This is a genomic window from Longimicrobiales bacterium, from assembly GCA_028823235.1.
GTDB lineage: Bacteria > Gemmatimonadota > Gemmatimonadetes > Longimicrobiales > Gaopeijiaceae > UBA2589.
Genome location: JAPKBW010000011.1, coordinates 77,262 through 97,581 on the forward strand (window position 1 = coordinate 77,262; position 20,320 = coordinate 97,581).

Sequence of the window (20,320 nt, forward strand, 5' to 3'; positions counted from 1 at the left end):
TCGCCACACTATCCGGGACCTCTCCTCAAGGATTGTTAGTGTGAACTGGCTCTTTGTTCTCCTCGGCATGCTCGGCGCCGTCGCACTGTACGATCTCACGCAAAAACCACACGCCATCCTTCGGAATTTCCCCATCATCGGGCACCTCCGGTACATCCTGGAAACAATCGGGCCGGAACTCAGGCAGTACATCGTCACATCGAACAATGAAGAACGGCCCTTCACTCGGGACCAGCGAACATGGGTCTATGCGTCGGCGAAGAAGAAGAACAACTACGCCGGCTTCGGGACCGACAACGATCAGGAGCGAACACCCAACTACCTGATCATCAAGCACGATACGCTTGGCAAGCCAGATGACGGCCACCACAACGAGGGCTATCCCCTGCCTAGCGCAAAGATTCTCGGCGGTCCTCGGGGCCGCCGGCACGCCTTTCGCCCTGCATCGGTCGTGAATGTCAGCGCGATGAGTTTCGGGTCCCTTTCATCTGCCGCGGTGGAGGCACTCAACCGCGGGTCAGCGATCGCGGGATGCCTGCACAACACGGGTGAGGGCGGGATCTCGCCCCATCACCTGCACGGGGGCGACCTTATTTGGCAACTCGGGACCGGCTACTTCGGCGCGCGAGCACCGGACGGCAACTTCGATCGAGAAGAGTGCCTTCGTAAGGTTGAAGAGCACCCAGTCCGCGCGATCGAGATCAAGCTTAGCCAAGGTGCCAAGCCAGGTCTCGGAGGCGTCCTGCCCGGGGCGAAAGTCACTGCGGAAATTTCAAAAATTCGCGGAGTCCCGATTGGGCAAACCGTGATTAGCCCTTCAGGTCACCGAGCCTTCTCGAACGCCGATGAACTCCTAGACTTCGTCGAGGACCTCGCGGATGCCACCGGACTGCCCGTCGGAATCAAGTCTGCTGTCGGGCTACTCGGGTTCTGGTCGGAACTCGCCGACCGGATGGCTGCCGATGACCGGGGCGTCGACTACATCGCCATCGATGGCGGAGAGGGTGGCACGGGAGCGGCCCCCTTCGCATTCACCGATCATGTGGCCCTGCCGTATAAGGTCGGCTTCAGTAGGGTCTACAGGATCTTCGCGGAGCGAGGCGTCCACCAAAACGTCACCTGGATTGGCGCGGGCAAGCTCGGCTTCCCCGAATCCGCTCTCCTGTCCTTCTGCCTCGGGGCCGACATGGTCGCTGTCGCGCGCGAGGCGATGCTCGCCATCGGGTGCATTCAGGCCCAACGCTGTCACACAGGTCACTGCCCCACCGGGGTGGCGACGCAGACACCGTGGCTCGTGCGTGGCCTTGATCCGACCGACAAGAGCGCTCGACTGGCGAACTACGTCGTGACGCTGCGGAAGGAGCTGACCCGACTGAGTCACGCCTGTGGTGCCACGCACCCTGGTCTCCTCACCGCGAAGCACATGGAGATCCTCGATGATCAATTCGGCAGCCGGCCGCTCGCCGACGTCTTTGGATACGAGCCCGGCTGGGAGCTTCCGGCCGATGAGGACGTTAGAGCGATTCAGGACCACATGGCGCACGAGGTCAGGTGATCGGCCGTCACACCCGCGCCTTGCCGGACCCCGCCGTCCGTCCCGAGATTGGCGACCCCAATCTCTCCGGGCCGAGCGCCCGATCTGAAGGGAGTTCACCATGTCGGTTCTGAATCAACTTGCCACCGCACTCAGCGACGGCTCGGTACGTGTCATCGACCTGACTCTGCCTCTCAGCCCCGAGACCCCAGTCATTGGGTTACCGGACATGTTCGGCCAGTCGCCCGGGCTGAGCGTTGAACTCATCAGCCGCTATGACGACGCCGGCCCCGCTTGGTACTGGAACACGCTCACCCTCGGCGAGCACACTGGTACGCACTTCGATGCACCCATCCACTGGGTGACCGGAAAGGACTACGCTAACAACACCACCGAGACAATCCCCGCTCGCCAGCTGGTGGCTCCCGCATGCGTCCTCGACTGCTCAGCCGACTCGGCCACTGACCCAGACTTCATTCTCACGTCAGCCTGGATCCAGGCCTGGGAGGCCGACCACGGTCGCATTCCCGCAGGCTCGTGGGTCCTAATGAGGACCGACTGGAGCAAGAGAACGGGTGATGATGTGCTGAACATCGATGAGAACGGGCCACACTCACCCGGATTCCAGGCGGACGCCTCTCGCTTCTTGGCAGAAGAGCGTGACGTGCTGGGCGTAGGTGTCGAGACGATCGGGACGGACGCCGGTCAGGCAGGCGGATTCGACCCACCGTTCCCGAACCACACGATCATGCACGGCGCGGGCAAGCTCGGACTCGCCAGCCTTTGTAATCTGGATCAACTGCCAGCGACAGGCTCGATTCTCTTTGCCGCTCCGCTGAAGATCGTGGACGGAAGCGGGAGCCCACTCCGGGTGCTGGCGCTGGTCTGAGTCGAGCCTAGTCGATGAAAATCGTCTCCTCGGCCGATACGAAGAGCACATCACGAAGCTCGGGGAAGCGAAGGAATTGCTCCGGCCCACGCTGCTTGAGCCGGACATCGGTGAAACCGACCATTACGAGGTCGGCGGTGGAAGACCGAGCTTCTACTAGGCGCTCGAAGTCGATCTGATCGTCCGTGGGAATCACCAGGATGTTCTTGTCGCTGATGAGCAACCGACCTTCAGAAATCATCTGGTGGATCTCGTCCGCTCGCTCTTTCACTTCATTGCGCGGATAGGCCGCGAAGATCTTCACCTCAGCGCCCGCCCAGTCCCGGTGCCCGAGCAGGATATACGAGAGCAGAATCATGAGGTTGGCATTCCGGGCATCGTGCCAGGTCAGCCATACATGGATGCTCTTCCGCGTTCCAAAGAAATTATCTCCGTGGCGTAGCACAAGGCGGTTCATTCGCGGCACGCCGGCCATCACCATGCCTGCGACGACTTCTTCGTGAACCTCGACTCCGTCGTGGCGGCTGAACTCCAGAAGAAGCGTGTTGTTCGCCATCCCGGACACGCCTGGCATCTGAAGGCTCTGAGCGAGCGCTGACGTCATCGACGGACTGATCATGGCGTCCATGTAGATCGCGCCTTTGCGCTGACTCATCGCGTTGATCAGGCGTTCCCGAACCGCCCTCCCTTCCTCGAAATTCTCCTCGACCAGGCGCCCTTTGATGTGATGGAAGTAGGTACCGAAGCCATACCGGTTGCACAGCCACTCAAGCAATTGCACAGGGGCCGTGCGATCGAACGTCCTCGGCGTGATCATGATCACGCTCGGGCGCCAGTCGTCCGGCGGCATCTTCTGCAGTCGAATCTGGAGGTACCGGGTCGCCTGGGTCATGACGCCCTGGAATATCTGGGCGAGATCGTCCGCGCCATCGCGGCTGCGGCGGATCACGGTATACAGAGCGCCCATGAGCGTGATCGCCCCAACAGCGAAGAGCAGATCCATCTGCAACATCAAGACCAAGCACATCACTGCGCCGAGTAGGCTCAGATACCACTTGGATCGAAAGCTCGGCCGATACGACGGTCGGGCAGCGAAGTGCTCGAGGAACGAAATCGCACATAGCGCGCCGTACGTGACCATGAAGAACATGGACACGACTCTGGCCACCAGATTGACGCTGCCAAGCATGACAAAGACGATCGCGATCGCCGAAGTGACCAGTGTCGCGTTGCGCGGCTCATTCGCCGCACCCACACCAGCCGAAACGAAATCGTTGAGGCGAGGACGGGGCACGACGCGGTCGGACCCGAGAGCTTGCAGCGTCCGGGGAGCCACCAAGATGGACCCGATCGCCGAAGAGATCGTGGCACACGCCAAGCCAATCGGAATGATCGGTCCCCAGATCGCGATCCGGCTCATAATGAGATAGTCGCTCGCCAGCGCGTCCGCGTTCGCGGACGCAGAGAGCTTCACCACGACCAGGACGTAGATGACCATCCCAACCATCGTCGCCGACATGATTCCCAACGGGAGCGAGCGCCGAGGCTCAGCAAGGTCACCCGACAGGCCTACGCCCGCAGTCATTCCTGTGAATGCCGGGAAGACGATCGCGAACACGACCATGAACGAGTCCGCGTTCTCAAGATCCGAGAAGAGGCTCATTGTTTCTGGTCGCACCGCTTCCGGGCCCGACCCGAGAAAGAACATCACGAGCGACACGGCCAGAACACCCGCCACCACCCAAAGCGCCTTCACTCCGAGGTCTGCACCCTTTCGCAGGACAACGGCAACGAGCACCAACAGGGCCGGGAGTGAGATGAAACGGGGGTCGAAAGGAATGCCGAGCATCGCCTCGAAGCGACCCGATAGGGGCTGGAAGGCCTCCGCGAAGGCGATCATGTAGAAGGCGACCGAGATCGACTGGGACATGTAGAGGCTAATCCCGATAGCTCCGCCGATGGTGGTACCGAAGGAACGGGAGATAATGAAGTACTCGCCCCCTCCCTCCACACGTCGATTCGTGGCGATCTCTGCGATAGCCAGCGCAGTCGGAATCGTGACGGCATGCCCGAGCAGGATGATCAGGAGTCCGCCCAACAGCCCTGTATGGCCTACCGCGTACCCAAAGCGCAGGAACATGACCGCGCCAAGAATCGTGCTGACGCTCGCGAGAAAGACCGGTGCGGTGCCAAAGCCGTGCCCCTTACTATCACCCTCCGCCGGCAACGTCGCGGCATCAGCCACGCGCTGAGCCTCGCTTCCACCAAGTGCCGGGATCGACGCGGGTACCGGGAGCAAAGCGGTCAGCGAGGCGCAGGGCTAGTTTTCGGAACGACGTCCCAGCGAGCTTTCGCCAGGCTCTCGCCCAGAAGCTCGAGAAGTCGATGTTGTACGGACAAACACGCACGCAGATTGAACAGTCCGAGTTCTGGTTCGACCAGAATCGAAAACACGACTCCGCGTTGACTGTCCATTTTTTCACGCCGGCGATGTTCGATTGATTGTAGACTTCGGCGGTTGGCGGGCCGCTCGGGATGGCCTTTACTGGGCACGCTTCAGAACACCGTCTGCAGGTATCGCAGAACTCCCGCACACCGAAGGACCGAGGCTGATCGTGAGCGAGTGGAAGGTCCGTGAAAATCTTCCCGATGCGCACGCGGGGGCCGAACTCCTCGGTGATCAGCAGTCCGTGACGACCGTACTCGCCAAGCCCCGCCTTGATGGCGTAGGGAATCGCGAGGGCCGTGTCATTCATGGACGCGACTGCCCGGTAGCCGAGATTGCGGATGTACTGGGCCAGTCCAAGAAGTACGAGGGTGTCGTAGGAGTAGCCGATACCCGTCGCGGTGCCGCTCAAGGCTGAGGGCACCGTTTCGATGAGTTCGCGATCCATCTCCTGGGCGATCACGATGACGTTGGGTAGATCCGTCGGAAGCTCCTGCTCCTTCGCCGTCTCGCCGAGACGTGAATACGCGTGCGTGTACACCCAGCGCTCGTCGTACCCGGTGATACCCACCAGATCGGCTCCGAATACCTTCGCAACGTGCTTCACTTCCCGGCTCATCTGCTCCGGTGACTCGACCAGTACCCTGTCCTCTGGTCCGTCACGGTGCACAGTGAATGGGTCGAGAAAGCCCTCGCGTCGGTTCTCGGACTCCTTGAGCTCGGCAAAGATGTCGGGCAGGTGCCACGAAGCGTTGCGGATTGCGTAGTCCTTCTGCCGAAACCCTTCGGCGGACTTCCACTTCTTCAGCGGCGTGCGATATGTCTCGAAGAAGCGATCCGTTCGATCCGAACGAATCTGTGGGTCCCAGAACGCACGTGAATAGATGTCGTTCTTCTGGTTGAACCGCTCGAAGCCTTCGAGAACCTCGAATCCTGCCTCACGGTCGGACCGTTCAGGCGTGTTCGCCTCACTCATTCCGCATCGTCCCAGATCATTCGGAGATAGCGCTCCGGTGCCACGATGAAGTCACGTACCAAGGTGACGGAATCCAAGTCATCATACGACACCTCCCGCACGGGTGGGTTGACATACGAGCGTATCCTTGCGCCCGGAATCGCCGTGAGGATCGGCGGATGAGTGTGCGAAACACACGGCGGGTAGCTGAGTCGCGATTGCGCGGGAGTCGGCGGAGGAAGAGCGAACCCGGTTCGTCTGAAGCGGTTCTCGGAGGATCGTACGCTCCAAGCCCTCGACGCAGGCCACAATCGCAGGGCGTTCAGACACCGTAGTCCGGCGGGGCGATGACAGCAACGTCCTGGACAATCGAAGACATGCGCTCAATCACTTTACAGAAACGTCTCTCCCACCAGAATGATCGAGCCTTCCATCCGATTCGAGCTACTCCCCACGAGGCTCCGCCCGCCAACACGATGGCAGGAATCACGGCCCCACCCGACAGCCCGAGCTGGCCGGCGGTGGCCGCTCCGCCAAAGACACCCCCGAATGGGATGCCGAGGGTGTGAATTATGCTGGCCTCTGTCGATTTCACTGCCGATACGTCGGTCTCCGTCTGCCCGTGTCGACTGGAGATGCCGATGACAATCGGTCCGGCGCCGTCGTCGTGACTCCACTCCATACGCTCGAAGACATCGGCGATCTCACCTTTCTGACCCATCAATGACCGGATGGCGTGGAGAATGCGTTCTCGGTCTCCGTCCCCGAGCACACCAGGCGCCGAGGTGCGGAAGTGCCATCGGTACGCACCCCCAGCCTGCTGCCGTAACGTTCCACCGGCCCATCAAGGTCCCTCGCCGCGAGATCGATGAAGCGGGGGTCGATCCCGACCTCTCCAGCGACCCGGCGAAGCTCCTCGAGCGTGAGCCCTCGACTTGCATCGCGTTCGACCGATGCCGCCACCCACTGAAACTCCCCAGCTGACTGCAGAATTCGCTCGATCTCTTCATCCCCGAACCGACGCCCCGGGGTGACCCACCAGCTGAGCTGCCGGCTATCATCGCCGCAGCCTTGTCCGTCCCGTCGCTCACCCAGCTCCTCCGCGCAGTCAGATGACGTCCCTGCCGAGACTCAATCAGTCGTCAGGACCGGGGGATGGCAAGCCTCCGTCAGGAGGTCGCGTTCAACACGATTGGGAGCCGCTTCATGTTCTGATCGAGGCGCCCGACCTCAGCAAGAGGTGCGTCCTGAGCCAGAACCCCTGTCGTCCAACCTGCTCTGCCTGCAAGAATCTGGCTAGACATTTTGGGGGCGCACGTCCAGTCGATGTGTCCCAATTGATTACATACCATCGATTTGTGTGATCGCAATACGAAACGGACGTCGTCGAGCTTCTCGCTCACCACTCCTGAATCGTCTCAAGACGCGACGGTTTGCCGTCCCTTTGAGACTTGGACGCCTCGATACGGTCATGCGTTGTCCTCAATGGGAGTTCCGGCATCCGCAAGGTGAAAGCCCCGGCCAAAAGCACGAGGAAGGCGGAGAGCCAGTAGATGCGCCCGTTCGCGTCAGCGAATGCGGCACGAACAGCCCAGGCGGTCTCTTCCGCCACTCGGGCGCCTTCCTCACGAAGTGCGCTCGCTTCAGCAGGAGTGGCTGCGATGGCCGCCTGCTGTTCGTACGCCCGTCGAATTTGCTCCGGCAGTTCAGCTCCCCCGGATGAAACAGATCCCTCCGCGGACACCGGCGACGACTCCCCGACTCCAGGCGGCAACTCGATCGCCGCGAATGCAACGCCCAAAGTCGTGGCGAGCAGGGTCCCCATGAGTGCCGCTCCAACTGTCGCCCCTGTCTGGCGGAAAAACTGTGAGGCACTGGTGGCCTGTCCGATGAAGCGCACGTCGACCGCGTTCTGAACGGCGAGGGTAAACAGAGGCATTGCCGGTCCAACGCCCACCCCCGCGAGGACCATGAAGAGCGTGACTCTCAAGTAGCTCACATCGACGTCCATCGTGGCCAGCGCAATCATCGCAGCGAAGAGCAGAATCGACCCGCCAAAGATCTGACGCCTGTAGCCGATACGGGTTACCAGTTGCCCGGCCATCGTGGCACTGAAGACGAGCCCCATGGAAAAAGGAATCAGCGCGGCCCCAGCCCTGGTCGCGCTCACACCCATGACGTTCACGAGGTAAAGCGGCAGGAAGATCGTGATCGACATGAACGAGGCGCCGAAGAAAAAGGTCGCCATATTTCCGGTCCGAAACACGTCGTTCTTGAACAACGCGAAGTCGAGAATCGGGCTCCTCGAGGTACGGCTTCGAACGATGAACGCGCCCATGATCAGACAGCCCAGGAAAAAGAAGCCAGGCGTCCTCCACTCGTCGAGGCCAACCGCAGATCCGTCGCCGAGCCCCGGAAACCACGGATACCTCCGTTTGTCGATCTGCAGAGACAGGACCAGCGGAATCAGAGCACCAAGGAGGAGCGCACCGGACAGGAAGTCCGGCGTCAGGCGTTCACCCGTCGGCTCGAGCCGGGGCATACGACGAACGATAAACCACAAGGCCAGCCCGCCGATCGGCATATTGACGTAGAACACCCACCGCCATCCCTCAACACCCGGCATCCAGCCACCAGCATGATCCGTGAGGAGGCCCCCGATGAGTGGGCCGAGGACCGAAGCGATTCCAAACACTGCACCGACAAAGCCCTGGTACTTGCCCCGCTCGGCAGGCGTGAACAGATCAGCGATCACGATGAACGTCATCGCGAAGATGCCTCCTCCTCCGGCCCCCTGAATGCCTCGGAACAGGATGAGCTGGGTCATCCCGTCCCCAAGAAGCGGGAGATCACCGAACTCACCCGCAAGCCCACACAGAAAGGAGCCGCCAAGAAAGAGCCCGACCGCCCCGAGCGTCACATGCTTCCGGGGGTAGGTGTCGGCGAGCTTCCCGTACACGAGCGCCAGCGCCGTCGACGCCAGCAGATACGCAGTGGCCACCCATGCATAGCGATCGACCCCCTGGAGATCCTCAACCATCCGCGGCAGCGCCGTCGAGACGATGGTCTGGTCAATCGCGGCCAGAAACAGTGCCATGAGAATGGCGAGGTAGATGACCGTTCGATCTTGGTCGGCGACCGGAATATGGCACGATCCGGGCGGCGTTTCAGTCATGGTACGCGCTCCAGAAGCCGACCGACCCGGGGGTTGGAAAGCGACCGCCAGTTCATATGAGGGGGACTGGGAAGTTTAACGAGCCTAACACGGAATCGCATTCGTCGAGGTGCAGGTGCACGAAGGTGGTACCCTTCGGCGGCTGGGTCATTTTCCGCCGCGACTGGGACATCCGCTTCGGTATCAGCTTCGCAGGTGCGCTCGGCCTTGGAGTGGGAGTCGGGGCAAATCACTAGGACCTGTCAGTGGTGATCCAGGAAGTCGGTCACACAGGCCGCCCACACGTCCGGTGCCTCCAAGTGTACCGCATGCCCGCAATCCGGGACGACCACCAGATGAGCAGATGGGAGGAGCGCGTCCATCCGGTTCGCGATCGCTACGAACTTGTCGTCCTCTTCTCCGACCACGAGAAGAATCGGGAAGTCGAGTCCCGCTAGTGCGGGCCATAACGACGGCAGCGTCCCAGTCCCAAGTCCGCGCAATGCACCAGCCATCCTAAACGCATCGTTCGAGATGCGATGGCGGCGTTGCCCCTCTCTCACCTCTTCGGTCAGACGTCGCTGTGACGCGAAGATGGGAAGCACTTCCCAATTTTCGACGAAGGACTCAACTCCCTCCTCCAGAATGCGCCTAGCAAGCTCAGCGTCGCCAAGCCTGCGCGTCTCGCGCTCGGCTTCCGTCGCCAGTCCGGGAGAAGACGACTCCAGAATCAAGTGGGAGACTCGATCCGGATGACGAACAGCGTAGTGCAAGGCGACCCGGCCACCCATGGAATACCCGATCAGGGGTCCCCGCTCCAGCGCTCCAGCTCGAGCCCGGCCAATGCGCGAGAAGACAGTCTCAAGGTCAAAGGTCTCCTGCCTGGTGGGATCCTGCTGAGCACCGTGCCCCGGAAGGTCGATTGCGGTGGGATTCCAGCCGGCGGTCTCGAGCGCACAAACCAGGTCGGACGGCCAGGAGGTGCTCGAGCCGGCGAATCCATGAACCAAGACGGGAGTACCCGTCATTCGATTACCACCGTCCGGTTTTTGAGAACGAAGAGATGCCTGATCAAATCCGTTGGTGGTCTGCACGCCAGTTCTTGATGGCTTCCTTCACACCCTTCCTGCCGGAAAATTCCCCATCAAGAATACGCTTCGTCAGATCGGCAAGCTCGTCATCGGACGCGAAGCGCAGAGCAATCAGGTGCTCGGTGGCGACGTCCCCGATCCGGGCATGCATTTCCGCCGGGAGCAGGAGCTCCATCCTGATCCTTTCCTCGAGTCTAATGACCCGGTCCTGCACGCCAAGCGGGAACAGTCGAGCATAGAGCATGCTCACAATCGCCCCGATCGCGAACAGACTCATCATCATCGCTCCTAGGGAAAACTGTGTGACGGTGACGTACATGGAGTACACCGTCGGAATCGCGACGAAGCCGAATCCTACGTAGTGATACATGGGCACCATCTTGGCATGGCTTGCTGCACTTTGCGTCGCACTCATCTAATACCCCGGTTAGTCAGCTACACTCGGTCGGTCCCGACCTCGGCAGTCACTCTAAGATCTCGCCTGCGGCGAACGTATACCTAGGCGGAAGACTATTCATTCGTCCCTTTGTGCGCACCTTGGATGACGTACCGTGATAGGGAACATCGGGTGGGCCCTCGCCACGGAGCTGCGGCACCGGGCTGCAGGCGCTCCCCGGGCAGGTAGGACACTCGCAGGGCTCGAGGAAATCAAGTCGGACGCAGGCATCGCCTCGGCCTGCCGAAAATCCGGATTAGGTCATCGCGTCGGCGACCTCGATGGTGACAGGCGCCACGCTTCCTTTCGGGGAACTGCACGTGCCCACCGCATGGAATCCATGACCTCGGTCACAGGGATGGCCTACTAGAACGTCGGCTCCCGCCATAGTCAGCCCCGGCCCACCAACCAGTTTCAGGATACTCCCGGACTCAGCGCCAAACGCCATTCTCCCCCTGATCTCGGCCGTGCTTGGCTGCACGACCGGAGAGTGGGGTCCAGGTCACCGTGGACGTCAGCCTCAAGCGAACAACCTCAGCGCAACACGAATCCGTCCCACAATGGATCTGCGGGGTCGATGAGAAATTCGTGACGCCCCGTGATACAAGCGCCCCCGCTCACCTCCGGGATCACTGCATTGTGTTCCCCGACGCGCGCGGAACGGACGACGCGACCGGAGAAGCATGTCCCCAGAATGCTTTCGATGACGATCTCCTCGTCGTCCTGAATCTCCCCCCGAGCGTGATGGATCGCGAGCCGGCCGCTCACTCCCGTTCCCGTCGGACTTCGATCGAGCTCGCCGTCCGCGAACACGCACACGTTTCGACTGTGATGTCGAGAATCGTGGGGATCACCGACGAAGATCGTGCCATATACAAACTCCAGATCCGAACCGCCGGGGTGGGTCGGCGGTTCCGTTTCCTGCACTGCGTTCTTGATGCGGCGGCCGAGGTCGATCAGCTGATCCGCCTCGGCCACCTCCAATTGCAGTCCGAAGTCTGAAGCGTCCACGTAAGCGTAGAAAGCCCCACCGTAGGCTAGGTCGTACCGGACCTCACCGACCCCATCGACCAGAACCCGTGCATCCGCACGGGCCAGATACGAGGGGACGTTCACGAAGGATACACGCTCCACCCGTCCATTCCCGATAGTCGGCGTCGCGTGGACGTATCCAGCGGGAGTGTCGATACCCAATCCATGGGTTACGGCTGTGTCAGGAGCGAGACCGACCTCGATGAGGACGGTGGTCACCCCGATGATCCCATGGCCGCACATCGTGCTGAATCCGTCGTTATGGGTAAACAGCACGCCGATGTCTGCTTTCGGCGTGACCGGAGGGACGACGATGCACCCGTACATGTCGGCGTGGCCGCGCGGTTCCCACATGAGGGCACGACGCATTCCATCGTGATTCACACGGGCATCCTGTCGCCTCGCCAGTATGGAGTCTCCCTCCAATTCTGGGTAACCACCCACAATGACACGAAGCGGCTCGCCCTCCGTATGTGCATCGACGGAGACGACCCTTCGCCAGTCCTTCGGTGGGACCCATTCTGCGAGGCGCTCAGACCAGTCGCGCATCCAGATTTTCTCCTTGATATGCAAAGGTTATTTGAGGACATTGAGGGATCCCAACTAAGGGCAATTCAACCGGTAATGAACATGGGCCAGTCCAAGAACGAAAGCTCCACGGCTTCGATCGATGGCGATTCGGCCGAGAAGGGCCGGAGAATCGATGTGGAAGAGTCGGTGCAAGATTCACAGCCGGCTCTGCCGGGCGCACTGGAATACGACTATACGAATTTCTATTTCGGCGCCGGCGACGACGCCTTTGCGCTTCTCGATCCGTTCGACGACTGGTGGACGGAGGTAAAACCCGCCGGGTACTACCTGTTCGAATTGCCGATGCACTCAGCGCCTGCGACTCGTATCGACGTGGAGGACACAAAGACCGGAGAGATCCGCCGCGGCCTCGTGAATTTCGCGTCCTACAACTACCTCGGCCTCTCCTACCGGCCTGAGGTCAAACAGGCGATCAAGGACGCAGCCGACCTCTACGGTGGCGGATCGTCCGGCTCGCCGATCCTGAGCGGGACCACGGCACTGCACACGCAGTTCGCCGAGGAAGTGGCCGCGTTCAAGGGCACAGAGTCCGCAATGATCTTCCCGACGGGCTACAGTGCCAACGTCGGAACGATCTCCGGCCTCATGCGGTCCGGTGACTTGATCGTTGCCGATCAGTACGCGCACGCAAGCATCGTCGACGGCATGATCCTGTCGAAAGCAAAGTCTCGATTCTTCCGGCACAACCGGGCCGACGACCTCGACCGGAAACTGAAAGGGTTCGCCGGAAAAAAGCTGGTCATCGTCGAAGGGGTCTACTCGATGGACGGAGACACCCCGCCGCTCGGTGAACTGATCGAAGTTTGCAAGAAGCACGGCGCCCGCATCATGATCGACGAAGCCCACTCGGCCTTCGTGTTCGGCGAGACGGGCAAGGGAGTCGCTGAGGCCCAGGGCTTCGACAAAGACATCGATATTCACCTCGGGACCTTTTCGAAAAGTCTCGGGGGCCAGGGCGGCTACATCGCTGGGTCGACGAAGCTCATCAACTACCTGAGAGGGTTCTCGCGGTCGCGGGTATTCTCGTGTGCACTTTCCCCTGTCGTTGTTGCTGGCCTCCGTAAATCACTGGAACTGGCGAGCAACGAGCCTGAACTCCGGACGAAGCTGTGGGAGAACGTCGCCTACATGCAGAAGCTGCTCGCTGATGCCCAAGTACCCATTGGTGACTCCACGTCTCACGTGATTCCGATCATGGTTCGTGACGACGCCCGGGTCATGGCGATGGGCGAGGAGATTTTCCGCGAGGGTGTCTATATCAACCCGGTGAAGTACCCGGCGGTTGGAAAGCACAAATCTCGGTTCCGCATGTCGATTTCCGCGGCGCACACAAAAGAGGAGCTCGAAGAAGGTGCGGCTGCAATCGTCCGGGTACTCCAGCGGTACGACGTATGTCCGTAATCGGCAGCTACCGCTTCCGCACCGGGGTCAGCGCCTTTTTCGAAATGGCTACGACCGATGCCCGGGATCTTCTCCCGGAGCACCTTGAGCCTATCGAGGTGACGCATCAGAGAAGCGTCCTGTCCGTGACTGCATTTCTTTTCGATGACAGCGTGGTCGGACCCTACACGGAGCTGATGTTCTCCGTAATTGTGCCACCGACGGTGGCGCAATGGGGCCAGCATGCGAAGGCCGGGTTCTATCCGTTCCTCGCCGCGACGAGTTCGGAAAGGGCTCGGCGTATCAAGGCTGAGCGATTCCACTTTCCCTACCATCACGAGTCCATCGACGCACAGTTCATTGAGACAGAAGACCGGCTGCGCATTCGAGTCTTCGGCGGCACGGAGCCGATCCTGGATCTCAACGTGACGCCCGGAGCTTGGGAGACAACCACGCACCTGCTCCAGGGCTTCATGATGAACGGCGAAGAGCGACTCCGGACTACGCTGCAGATCAGCGGAGACTACACGGTTCACGAAAACGAAGCCGGGCAGATGACACTCTTCCCGCATCAGCTCACCTCCGAACTCCTTCGACACGAGGTCTCTCCTCACCCATTCCGCGAGCACTGGTTCAAGAATGGCACTGAGGTATTCCACCAACTCGATACGATCTGAGCTGATTCAAGCGGTTCCTGCGGACGACAGAACAGCCTCACCAGCCCGGCGGCCGTTCCCTTATCATGTCGCCCCGGACTCCACACGTGACCCGAGAATGAGATTCGTGATGCAGCGTTGGATTCGCGCAACTCTCGCGACTGCCGCGGTCCGAGATGCAGTCGGACAAGGATGGGCGGAAGACCAGGCCGCCGGAGAGATACGTCTGCCGGCCTGCGCTTCCTGGGACCCAGGCGAGACATGATTCCCCCTGAACGTCCGTGGGATACGCCGGTGGCTTTCCCAGAACAAGTGAGCCCAGTTCCAGGGCCCGAACAGAAGCCAAAGGACCTGATCTTCACTCTTTTTGGTGAGTACCTACTGGCTCGCTCGGAATCGGTGTGGGTCGGCAGCCTGATCTCCCTGCTGAGGCCGTTCGGACTGACGGACGGCGGCATCCGTACGGCCCTCTCGCGTATGGCGAAAAAAGGATGGCTCTCCGGAGAGCGCATCGGGAAGAACGCCTTTTACGCCCTGACCCCTATGGGGCGTGACCTTCTCGAAGAAGGTCAGCGCCGCATTTACCATCCGTCCTGGTCCTCGGAGTGGGACGGCTCGTGGTTCCTGCTCGCCTACTCCATTCCACAGGACGCACGGAGGGCCCGGGATCGCCTGCGTGACCGCCTGGCCTGGCTCGGCTTCGGCTCGATCGGCAACGGTCTCTGGATCTCGCCTCACGATGTCGCGACAGAGATTCGTGACCTGTCGGCGCGACTCGACCTTGGCGAACATCTCGTCTGCTTTCGTGCGGAGACCGTGGAGGAGGACGATGCTACGCTTGTTCAGCGCGGCTGGGACCTGAACGCTCTGGACGAAGCGTATCGAAGGTTTATCGGCGACTGGTCCGAGGTGGGCGATGAGCTGAGGCGTGCGGAAACGGACGGGCCTCTGGATGGAAAGCGCAGCTACGCCCAGCGATTCAATCTGATCCACGAATTCCGTCGATTTACACTGGACGACCCGTTCCTCCCCCGAGGGCTCCTGCCCACCGACTGGGCCGGCGACCCGGCTTCACGACTCTTTCTGGACGTGCACGACCGACTCGCAGGGCCCGCGGACGCGTACGTCGAGGCCGTCCTCGACATAGGTGTGAATCCGTCGAACTGATCGGTCTCGGCGCAGGGATGGATACCGGCCCCGATTGCAGTAAACGGAGCAGACACCTCCACTCGTAACCTTGTCGACGATTCTGTCGTGACATTCCGACCGGAGGATTGAACTGGCGACACGAACCGCAACTCCGACGCTCGGTGCCCACAAGTGGACTTCCAGACCAGAGCGAGCTTCTCGGATGGCTACTGGCGAAATGGCTGGTCCTGATCGGCACCGCAGGCATCATTCGCCGGCTTGAGCAGCGTCGCCTGCCCTGCCACCGCCTTTGGATCGCCCAGATAGAGCAGGGTAACGACCGCGATGCGTAGCTACATCTTCCAACAGCCTCACGGGATCTCTACTCTTGATTCTATGAATCTCATGCGCATCTCCCTCTTGGTCCCCACCGCCCTAGTCGCGGTCGTCCTGTCCACGGCCTGCATGCCCGACGCGAGTCGGCGCGATCGGGTAGACGAAGCCTTTCTCAGGATCGTCGCCGCAGAGGACGCCCGGCCGACAGGAGGTGCACAACTCGACGTGCTGATCCAAGCCGCAGGGACACAGAACGTGTTTCTGCGTCGAACCGCAGTGCGTGCGCTCGGCCGCCTTGAAAGTCCGGAATTGCTGTCGGCCATCGTTCCGCGACTCGACGACCCGGTGCCCGCGGTTCGAGCCACCGCAGCCAACGCTGTTGCGCAGGCGTTTCAGACCAGCATGGGGGACCGGGCGCTCGACGTCCTGCTCGAACACTTGGAGCGCGAGGTGGCTCCGGACGTGCGTGGCACACTCGCCCGGTCGGTCGGTCGACTTCGGCTGACACCGGACCGTCGAGGCCAGGCCGAGGCCGCCCTTGTTCAAGCAAGTTTCGATCACGGCCACGATGCCCCCTACGCCACCATGATTGGTGTAGCGCTAGGCCTCGAGGCGCTAGCTCGGCAAGCCCGCCAGTCCGGGGTAAACGCGCAAACAGAGGCTCGACTGATCGACCTCAGCCGCTACGGAGCCATACGATCCGTTGATATCGGGCCGGGCCGAGTGCGCACGCTCGCGATGTCGGCGCTCAGCGCAATCGGCGCCATCGACACGCCTCGCATCCTGCAGGGGCTGCAAGACGATCATCCACAGGTCGGCGCGGTTGCCTTCCGATCTCTGGCCCAGACCGACGACTACCTTCGTGAAGAGCTAGTTCGCCGGAGCGCAGTGAACGGGTCCACCCATACGATTCTGGAGACCTTCCGGTACATCGGTACTCAGCCCCGCGACGCAGCTCTGTGTCGGTACCTGTTCGCCGCAGCACCACCACTGCCGCCCGAAGCCCCGAGCCAGTTGGCGATCAGTATTCGTCTACTGGCGATCGACAATCTGACGGAGCCATGCCCCGACATCGCGACACAACGCGCGATCCTTCGGGACATCGCCTCCGGACTCCCCGTGGGAGAAGGCGAGTGGCGTCCGGCTTCCCATGCCTTGGCCGCGCTCGCACAAGTCTTTCCGGAGGGCGCGTCGTCGATCTTGTCAGATCACGTAGGTCACGTGAATCCGTTCGTACGTGGCTACGCGGCTGATGCGGCCCGACACCTCGGAAATCGGAGCGTGCTCCGGACCCTCGCGAATGACGAGCAGGCAAACGTGCGAACAGCTGCAATCCAGGGCCTATTTGCACTCGACGGACACAGTGTGGACCAGCTGCTTATTGAACAGATGGAGAACGACGACCCGCAACTCTTGCTGACCGCGGCCGGCTTGCTCGAGGGCACCGCGAGACGCGCAGCCACCGCGGAGGCCGCGCTCACGGCGCTCGAACGCATATCCGAAGCTCAGCGAGAAACCTGGCGGGATTCGCGGCGCGCACTCCTCACGCGCATCGAAGCGGTCGGCGGGCCTCAGCATTCCGAGCGCCTCATTCCATTCCTCCGCGATTACGACGCTGCGGTAGCTGATGACGCTGCCCGCATCCTAGGTGGCTGGAACGGACGACCCTACTCGGCAAACCCCGTACCGCTCGCACGCCAGCCGCTGCCCACGGTGGTCGACATGCGCGCGATGAATAGCACGCAGGTCGTCCTGCACATGAAGGACGCTGGCTCGGTCGTCGTCCAGCTCCTTCCATACCAGGCTCCGACCAACACGTATCGCTTCTATCGACAGGCCACCGAAGGCTACTTGGACGGACTCACGTTCCACCGCTGGGTGCCCAATTTCGTGCTGCAGGGCGGGAGTCCAAACGCAAACGAATTTATGGGTGACGGGCCGTTTTCTCGGGACGAAGTGGGACTGATGGGACACTGGCGAGGCTTCGTCGGAATTTCTACGAGAGGGCACGATACCGGCGACGGCCAGCTCTTCGTGAACCTGATGGACAACGTCCGACTCGATCACGCATATACGATCGTGGGCGAGGTCATTGAAGGCATGGATATCGTGGACGACCTGCTCGAGGGTGCTGTGATTGAGTACGCCAAGGTGCGCGAGTCCCGCTGACCCTCTAAACTCCGCCACGATTCTTCCGTGGCGGACATCAACAAGGGAACCGCATGCAGCTGTATACGAAAATCCTGATCGGCCTCATTGCGGGCGTAGCCATCGGCGCCGTCGCGAACATCGGCAACATTACCGTGCTCCAGGACATCTTCAGTCAGATTGAAATCCTGGGGACCGCCTTCATCAACCTCATCACGATGATCGTGATCCCGCTAGTGGTCGCGAGTCTCCTCGTGGGGACCGCGTCGCTGGGCGATCTCAGTCGGCTCGGACGAATCGGCGGAAAGACGCTCGCCTATTACATGCTTACGACCGCCGTCGCGGTCACCATCGGCCTTGCATTAGCCAATCTGATCAAACCTGGCGCCGGCATCTCCGAGGAAACGCGAATCGAGTTGACCGAGCGCTATGGCGGTGACGCGGCATCGCGCATGGACATCGCGGACAACGCTCCGTCCTGGCAGGAGACAGTACTGCGCATCATCCCGCGCAATCCCGTGCAGGCCGCCGCCGACATGGATCTACTCCCGCTGATCTTCTTCACGATCTGCTTCGGCGCAGCGCTGACAGTGCTACCGCCGGAGCGAAAAGACCCGGTGCTGGCATTTTTTCACGGCATAAACGAAGCGTCGATGGTTCTGATCAACTGGATCATGGAACTCGCGCCCTACGCCGTGTTCGTTCTCATCGGCTCGGTAGTCGCGAACTTCGGTTTCGATTTACTGCAGAGTCTGCTCAGCTACACCTTGGTCGTCGTCCTGGGGCTGATGCTCCATGCCTTCGGCACCTACGGACTCATCCTTAGATTCGTGGCCAAACTCAATCCCGCAAAATTCTACCCGAGCGTCGCTGCAGCACCGCTGCTCGCGTTCTCGACCTCGTCTTCGAACGCCACGCTTCCGCTCACCATCGAGACAGCGGAGGAGAAGGTCGGAATCTCGAAAGAGGTCTCAAGCTTCGTGCTCCCGCTCGGTGCGACGATCAACATGGACGGAACCGCGCTCTACCAGGCGGTCGCAGTCCTGTTTATCGCCCAGATTTACGGCGTGGAGCTCGCTCTCGCGGAACAGCTGATCATCGTGCTTACGGCGACCCTCGCGTCCGTCGGAGCGGCCGGGGTGCCCTCGGCCGGTATCATCACGCTGATCATCGTGCTCAATGCCGTCGGTATGGGTGAGCATGTGCAGGCGGGTATTGCGTTGATCCTCGGTGTCGACCGGATCCTCGACATGATCCGTACTTCGGTGAACGTCACGGGCGACCTCACCTGTGCTGCGGTCATCGCTCGGAGTGAGGGCGAGAATCTCAGCTTGGCGGGTGCCTCGGCCGGGAACTGATACCACTCAGCGCACGCTCACCGTCGTTGTCCGAACGGCCTGCCTCCTGGCAGGCCGTTCGCGTATCTCACCCCTTCGCCAGAGATCTCCATGAAAATCGGACTGGTCGGCTTCGCGGGCTCTGGGAAAACCACCGTTTTCAACGCCATGACAGGCCTCGACGTCCCGGTTGGGTATGGCGGAGAGGTCCGTTTGGGCACGGTGCGAGTGCCGGACCTACGCATCGATGCTCTGCACGATCTGTTTTCGCCGAAAAAGACGACCTACGCCGAGATGTCGTTCTGCGACGTCCCGGGGGAGCACGGCTCAGACAAGAAAGGTCTTTCTCCCCGTGGCCTTCAGCAGATCCGCGACCAAGAGGCGCTTTGCCTGGTCCTTCGCGATTTCGACAATCCGACCCTGGAAGGAAATCCGGACCCCGTCGCCGACCTCGAATCATTTCACGCCGAGTGCATCTTCGCGGACCTCGAATCCGTGGAGAAGCGGCTCGAGCGAGCCAGAAAGGAGAGGGCCGAGCCTAGGGAGATCGCTGCGTTCGAGCTCGCCCAGAAAACCTTGGAGTCCGAGCAGGCGCTGCGCTCTATTCCGGATCAGGATCTGGATCGGACATACTTCCGAGGATACGGAATTCTCTCTGACCGGCCACTCCTCGTAGCCGTGAATCGTGGAGAGGCGCGGGCGGCCGAACCGATGCCCGATGCTCTGGCTGCGCGTATCGAGGAGCTCGGCGCTGCCGGACTTACACTGTGCGCGAGTGTCGAGTCAGACATCGCAGGCATGGATGTCGATGATCAAGCGGATTTCCTGCAGGATCTCGGGCTCTCCGAGTCGGCACTGGATCGCTTCATCCTTGCGGCGTACGGGCTTCTGGATCTGATTTCCTACTTCACCGTTGGCACAGACGAAGTCCGGGCGTGGACGATTCGACGAGGCATGGACGCTCAGCGAGCTGCCGGGAAGATCCATTCTGATCTCGAGCGGGGCTTCATTCGCGCGGAAGTCACTCCCTACGACGTGTTCATGGAGCTCGGATCCGAGCAGGCGGTGAAGGACGCCGGAAAATTCCAAGTCGAAGGCAAGACCTACCTTGTCTCCGATGGGGACATCATGAACATTCGCTTCAACGTGTAGCCCACACCCTTTCGGCCTGTCCTGACGCTCCCCACATTGGTGTGATCCCGTTCAC

At 61.1% G+C, this 20,320-nt stretch carries 17 protein-coding genes; 8 read left to right on the top strand and 9 right to left on the bottom strand.

Translation table 11 applies throughout. From position 1 onward, the window contains the following. The first annotated feature begins 40 nt into the window (after positions 1 to 40). Both OSA81_08245 and OSA81_08250 read left to right on the top strand, forming a co-directional pair. Complete coding sequence (locus OSA81_08245) at positions 41 to 1,555, top strand: FMN-binding glutamate synthase family protein (GenBank protein MDE0898992.1); 1,515 nt, start codon at positions 41 to 43, stop codon at positions 1,553 to 1,555. Between the two features lie 100 nt (positions 1,556 to 1,655). Continuing rightward, complete coding sequence (locus OSA81_08250) at positions 1,656 to 2,423, top strand: cyclase family protein (GenBank protein ID MDE0898993.1); 768 nt, start codon at positions 1,656 to 1,658, stop codon at positions 2,421 to 2,423. A gap of 7 nt (positions 2,424 to 2,430) precedes the next feature. Here OSA81_08250 and OSA81_08255 read toward each other — a convergent pair whose 3' ends face one another. The 9 genes from OSA81_08255 to OSA81_08295 all read right to left on the bottom strand — a co-directional run bounded on the left by OSA81_08255 (position 2,431) and on the right by OSA81_08295 (position 12,086). Continuing rightward, positions 2,431 to 4,668: a hypothetical protein gene (locus OSA81_08255; protein ID MDE0898994.1), complete on the bottom strand. Its 2,238-nt coding sequence runs from the start codon at positions 4,666 to 4,668 to the stop codon at positions 2,431 to 2,433. Next, entirely contained in the window at positions 4,661 to 5,845 is a 1,185-nt protein-coding gene (locus OSA81_08260; GenBank protein MDE0898995.1) for a reductive dehalogenase, read from the bottom strand. The genes OSA81_08255 and OSA81_08260 overlap by 8 nt, the downstream gene beginning before the upstream one ends. A gap of 301 nt (positions 5,846 to 6,146) precedes the next feature. Then, complete coding sequence (locus OSA81_08265; GenBank protein MDE0898996.1) at positions 6,147 to 6,545, bottom strand: hypothetical protein; 399 nt, start codon at positions 6,543 to 6,545, stop codon at positions 6,147 to 6,149. Beyond that, positions 6,545 to 6,787 (bottom strand): hypothetical protein, encoded by a 243-nt coding sequence (locus OSA81_08270; GenBank protein ID MDE0898997.1) that lies wholly within the window; start codon positions 6,785 to 6,787, stop codon positions 6,545 to 6,547. Before OSA81_08270 ends, OSA81_08265 begins: the two co-directional genes overlap by 1 nt. 206 nt (positions 6,788 to 6,993) lie before the next feature. Then, entirely contained in the window at positions 6,994 to 7,128 is a 135-nt protein-coding gene (locus OSA81_08275; protein MDE0898998.1) for a hypothetical protein, read from the bottom strand. 95 nt (positions 7,129 to 7,223) lie between these two features. Continuing rightward, positions 7,224 to 8,999, bottom strand: coding sequence for an MDR family MFS transporter (locus OSA81_08280; GenBank protein MDE0898999.1), 1,776 nt, complete (start codon positions 8,997 to 8,999; stop codon positions 7,224 to 7,226). A 242-nt stretch (positions 9,000 to 9,241) separates the two neighbouring features. Further along, a complete protein-coding gene (gene menH / locus OSA81_08285; protein MDE0899000.1) occupies positions 9,242 to 10,006 on the bottom strand; it encodes a 2-succinyl-6-hydroxy-2,4-cyclohexadiene-1-carboxylate synthase in 765 nt (254 codons plus the stop codon). Between the two features lie 43 nt (positions 10,007 to 10,049). Next, positions 10,050 to 10,484 carry a DUF6526 family protein gene (locus OSA81_08290; GenBank protein ID MDE0899001.1) on the bottom strand — a complete coding sequence of 145 codons (435 nt, stop codon included), beginning with the start codon at positions 10,482 to 10,484 and terminating at the stop codon, positions 10,050 to 10,052. A gap of 555 nt (positions 10,485 to 11,039) precedes the next feature. After that, a complete protein-coding gene (locus tag OSA81_08295) occupies positions 11,040 to 12,086 on the bottom strand; it encodes a proline racemase family protein (GenBank protein ID MDE0899002.1) in 1,047 nt (348 codons plus the stop codon). Positions 12,087 to 12,167: 81 nt separating this feature from the next. On the opposite strand from OSA81_08295, the gene OSA81_08300 reads away from it, so the two are divergent. The 6 genes from OSA81_08300 to OSA81_08325 all read left to right on the top strand — a co-directional run bounded on the left by OSA81_08300 (position 12,168) and on the right by OSA81_08325 (position 20,265). Further along, a complete protein-coding gene (locus OSA81_08300) occupies positions 12,168 to 13,529 on the top strand; it encodes an aminotransferase class I/II-fold pyridoxal phosphate-dependent enzyme (GenBank protein MDE0899003.1) in 1,362 nt (453 codons plus the stop codon). Further along, positions 13,520 to 14,185 carry a hypothetical protein gene (locus tag OSA81_08305; GenBank protein MDE0899004.1) on the top strand — a complete coding sequence of 222 codons (666 nt, stop codon included), beginning with the start codon at positions 13,520 to 13,522 and terminating at the stop codon, positions 14,183 to 14,185. Before OSA81_08300 ends, OSA81_08305 begins: the two co-directional genes overlap by 10 nt. A gap of 291 nt (positions 14,186 to 14,476) precedes the next feature. Further along, entirely contained in the window at positions 14,477 to 15,331 is an 855-nt protein-coding gene (locus tag OSA81_08310; protein MDE0899005.1) for a hypothetical protein, read from the top strand. A 306-nt stretch (positions 15,332 to 15,637) separates the two neighbouring features. Next, positions 15,638 to 17,797 (top strand): peptidylprolyl isomerase, encoded by a 2,160-nt coding sequence (locus OSA81_08315; GenBank protein ID MDE0899006.1) that lies wholly within the window; start codon positions 15,638 to 15,640, stop codon positions 17,795 to 17,797. Positions 17,798 to 17,850: 53 nt separating this feature from the next. Then, positions 17,851 to 19,134 (top strand): dicarboxylate/amino acid:cation symporter, encoded by a 1,284-nt coding sequence (locus tag OSA81_08320; GenBank protein MDE0899007.1) that lies wholly within the window; start codon positions 17,851 to 17,853, stop codon positions 19,132 to 19,134. Positions 19,135 to 19,224: 90 nt separating this feature from the next. After that, positions 19,225 to 20,265 carry a DUF933 domain-containing protein gene (locus OSA81_08325; protein ID MDE0899008.1) on the top strand — a complete coding sequence of 347 codons (1,041 nt, stop codon included), beginning with the start codon at positions 19,225 to 19,227 and terminating at the stop codon, positions 20,263 to 20,265. The last annotated feature ends 55 nt before the right edge of the window (positions 20,266 to 20,320 follow it).

Bases quoted from the DNA above. Each gene is read 5' to 3' on its own strand.
- OSA81_08305 (MDE0899004.1), top strand. From the start codon at position 13,520: ATGTCCGTAATCGGCAGCTACCGCTTCCGCACCGGGGTCAGCGCCTTT.
- OSA81_08300 (MDE0899003.1), top strand. From the start codon at position 12,168: ATGGGCCAGTCCAAGAACGAAAGCTCCACGGCTTCGATCGATGGCGAT.
- OSA81_08265 (MDE0898996.1), bottom strand. From the start codon at position 6,545: ATGGGTCAGAAAGGTGAGATCGCCGATGTCTTCGAGCGTATGGAGTGG.
- OSA81_08320 (MDE0899007.1), top strand. From the start codon at position 17,851: ATGCAGCTGTATACGAAAATCCTGATCGGCCTCATTGCGGGCGTAGCC.
- OSA81_08295 (MDE0899002.1), bottom strand. From the start codon at position 12,086: ATGCGCGACTGGTCTGAGCGCCTCGCAGAATGGGTCCCACCGAAGGAC.
- OSA81_08250 (MDE0898993.1), top strand. From the start codon at position 1,656: ATGTCGGTTCTGAATCAACTTGCCACCGCACTCAGCGACGGCTCGGTA.
- OSA81_08280 (MDE0898999.1), bottom strand. From the start codon at position 8,999: ATGACTGAAACGCCGCCCGGATCGTGCCATATTCCGGTCGCCGACCAA.
- OSA81_08290 (MDE0899001.1), bottom strand. From the start codon at position 10,484: ATGAGTGCGACGCAAAGTGCAGCAAGCCATGCCAAGATGGTGCCCATG.
- menH (MDE0899000.1), bottom strand. From the start codon at position 10,006: ATGACGGGTACTCCCGTCTTGGTTCATGGATTCGCCGGCTCGAGCACC.
- OSA81_08260 (MDE0898995.1), bottom strand. From the start codon at position 5,845: ATGAGTGAGGCGAACACGCCTGAACGGTCCGACCGTGAGGCAGGATTC.
- OSA81_08275 (MDE0898998.1), bottom strand. From the start codon at position 7,128: ATGTCTAGCCAGATTCTTGCAGGCAGAGCAGGTTGGACGACAGGGGTT.
- OSA81_08325 (MDE0899008.1), top strand. From the start codon at position 19,225: ATGAAAATCGGACTGGTCGGCTTCGCGGGCTCTGGGAAAACCACCGTT.
- OSA81_08315 (MDE0899006.1), top strand. From the start codon at position 15,638: ATGCGTAGCTACATCTTCCAACAGCCTCACGGGATCTCTACTCTTGAT.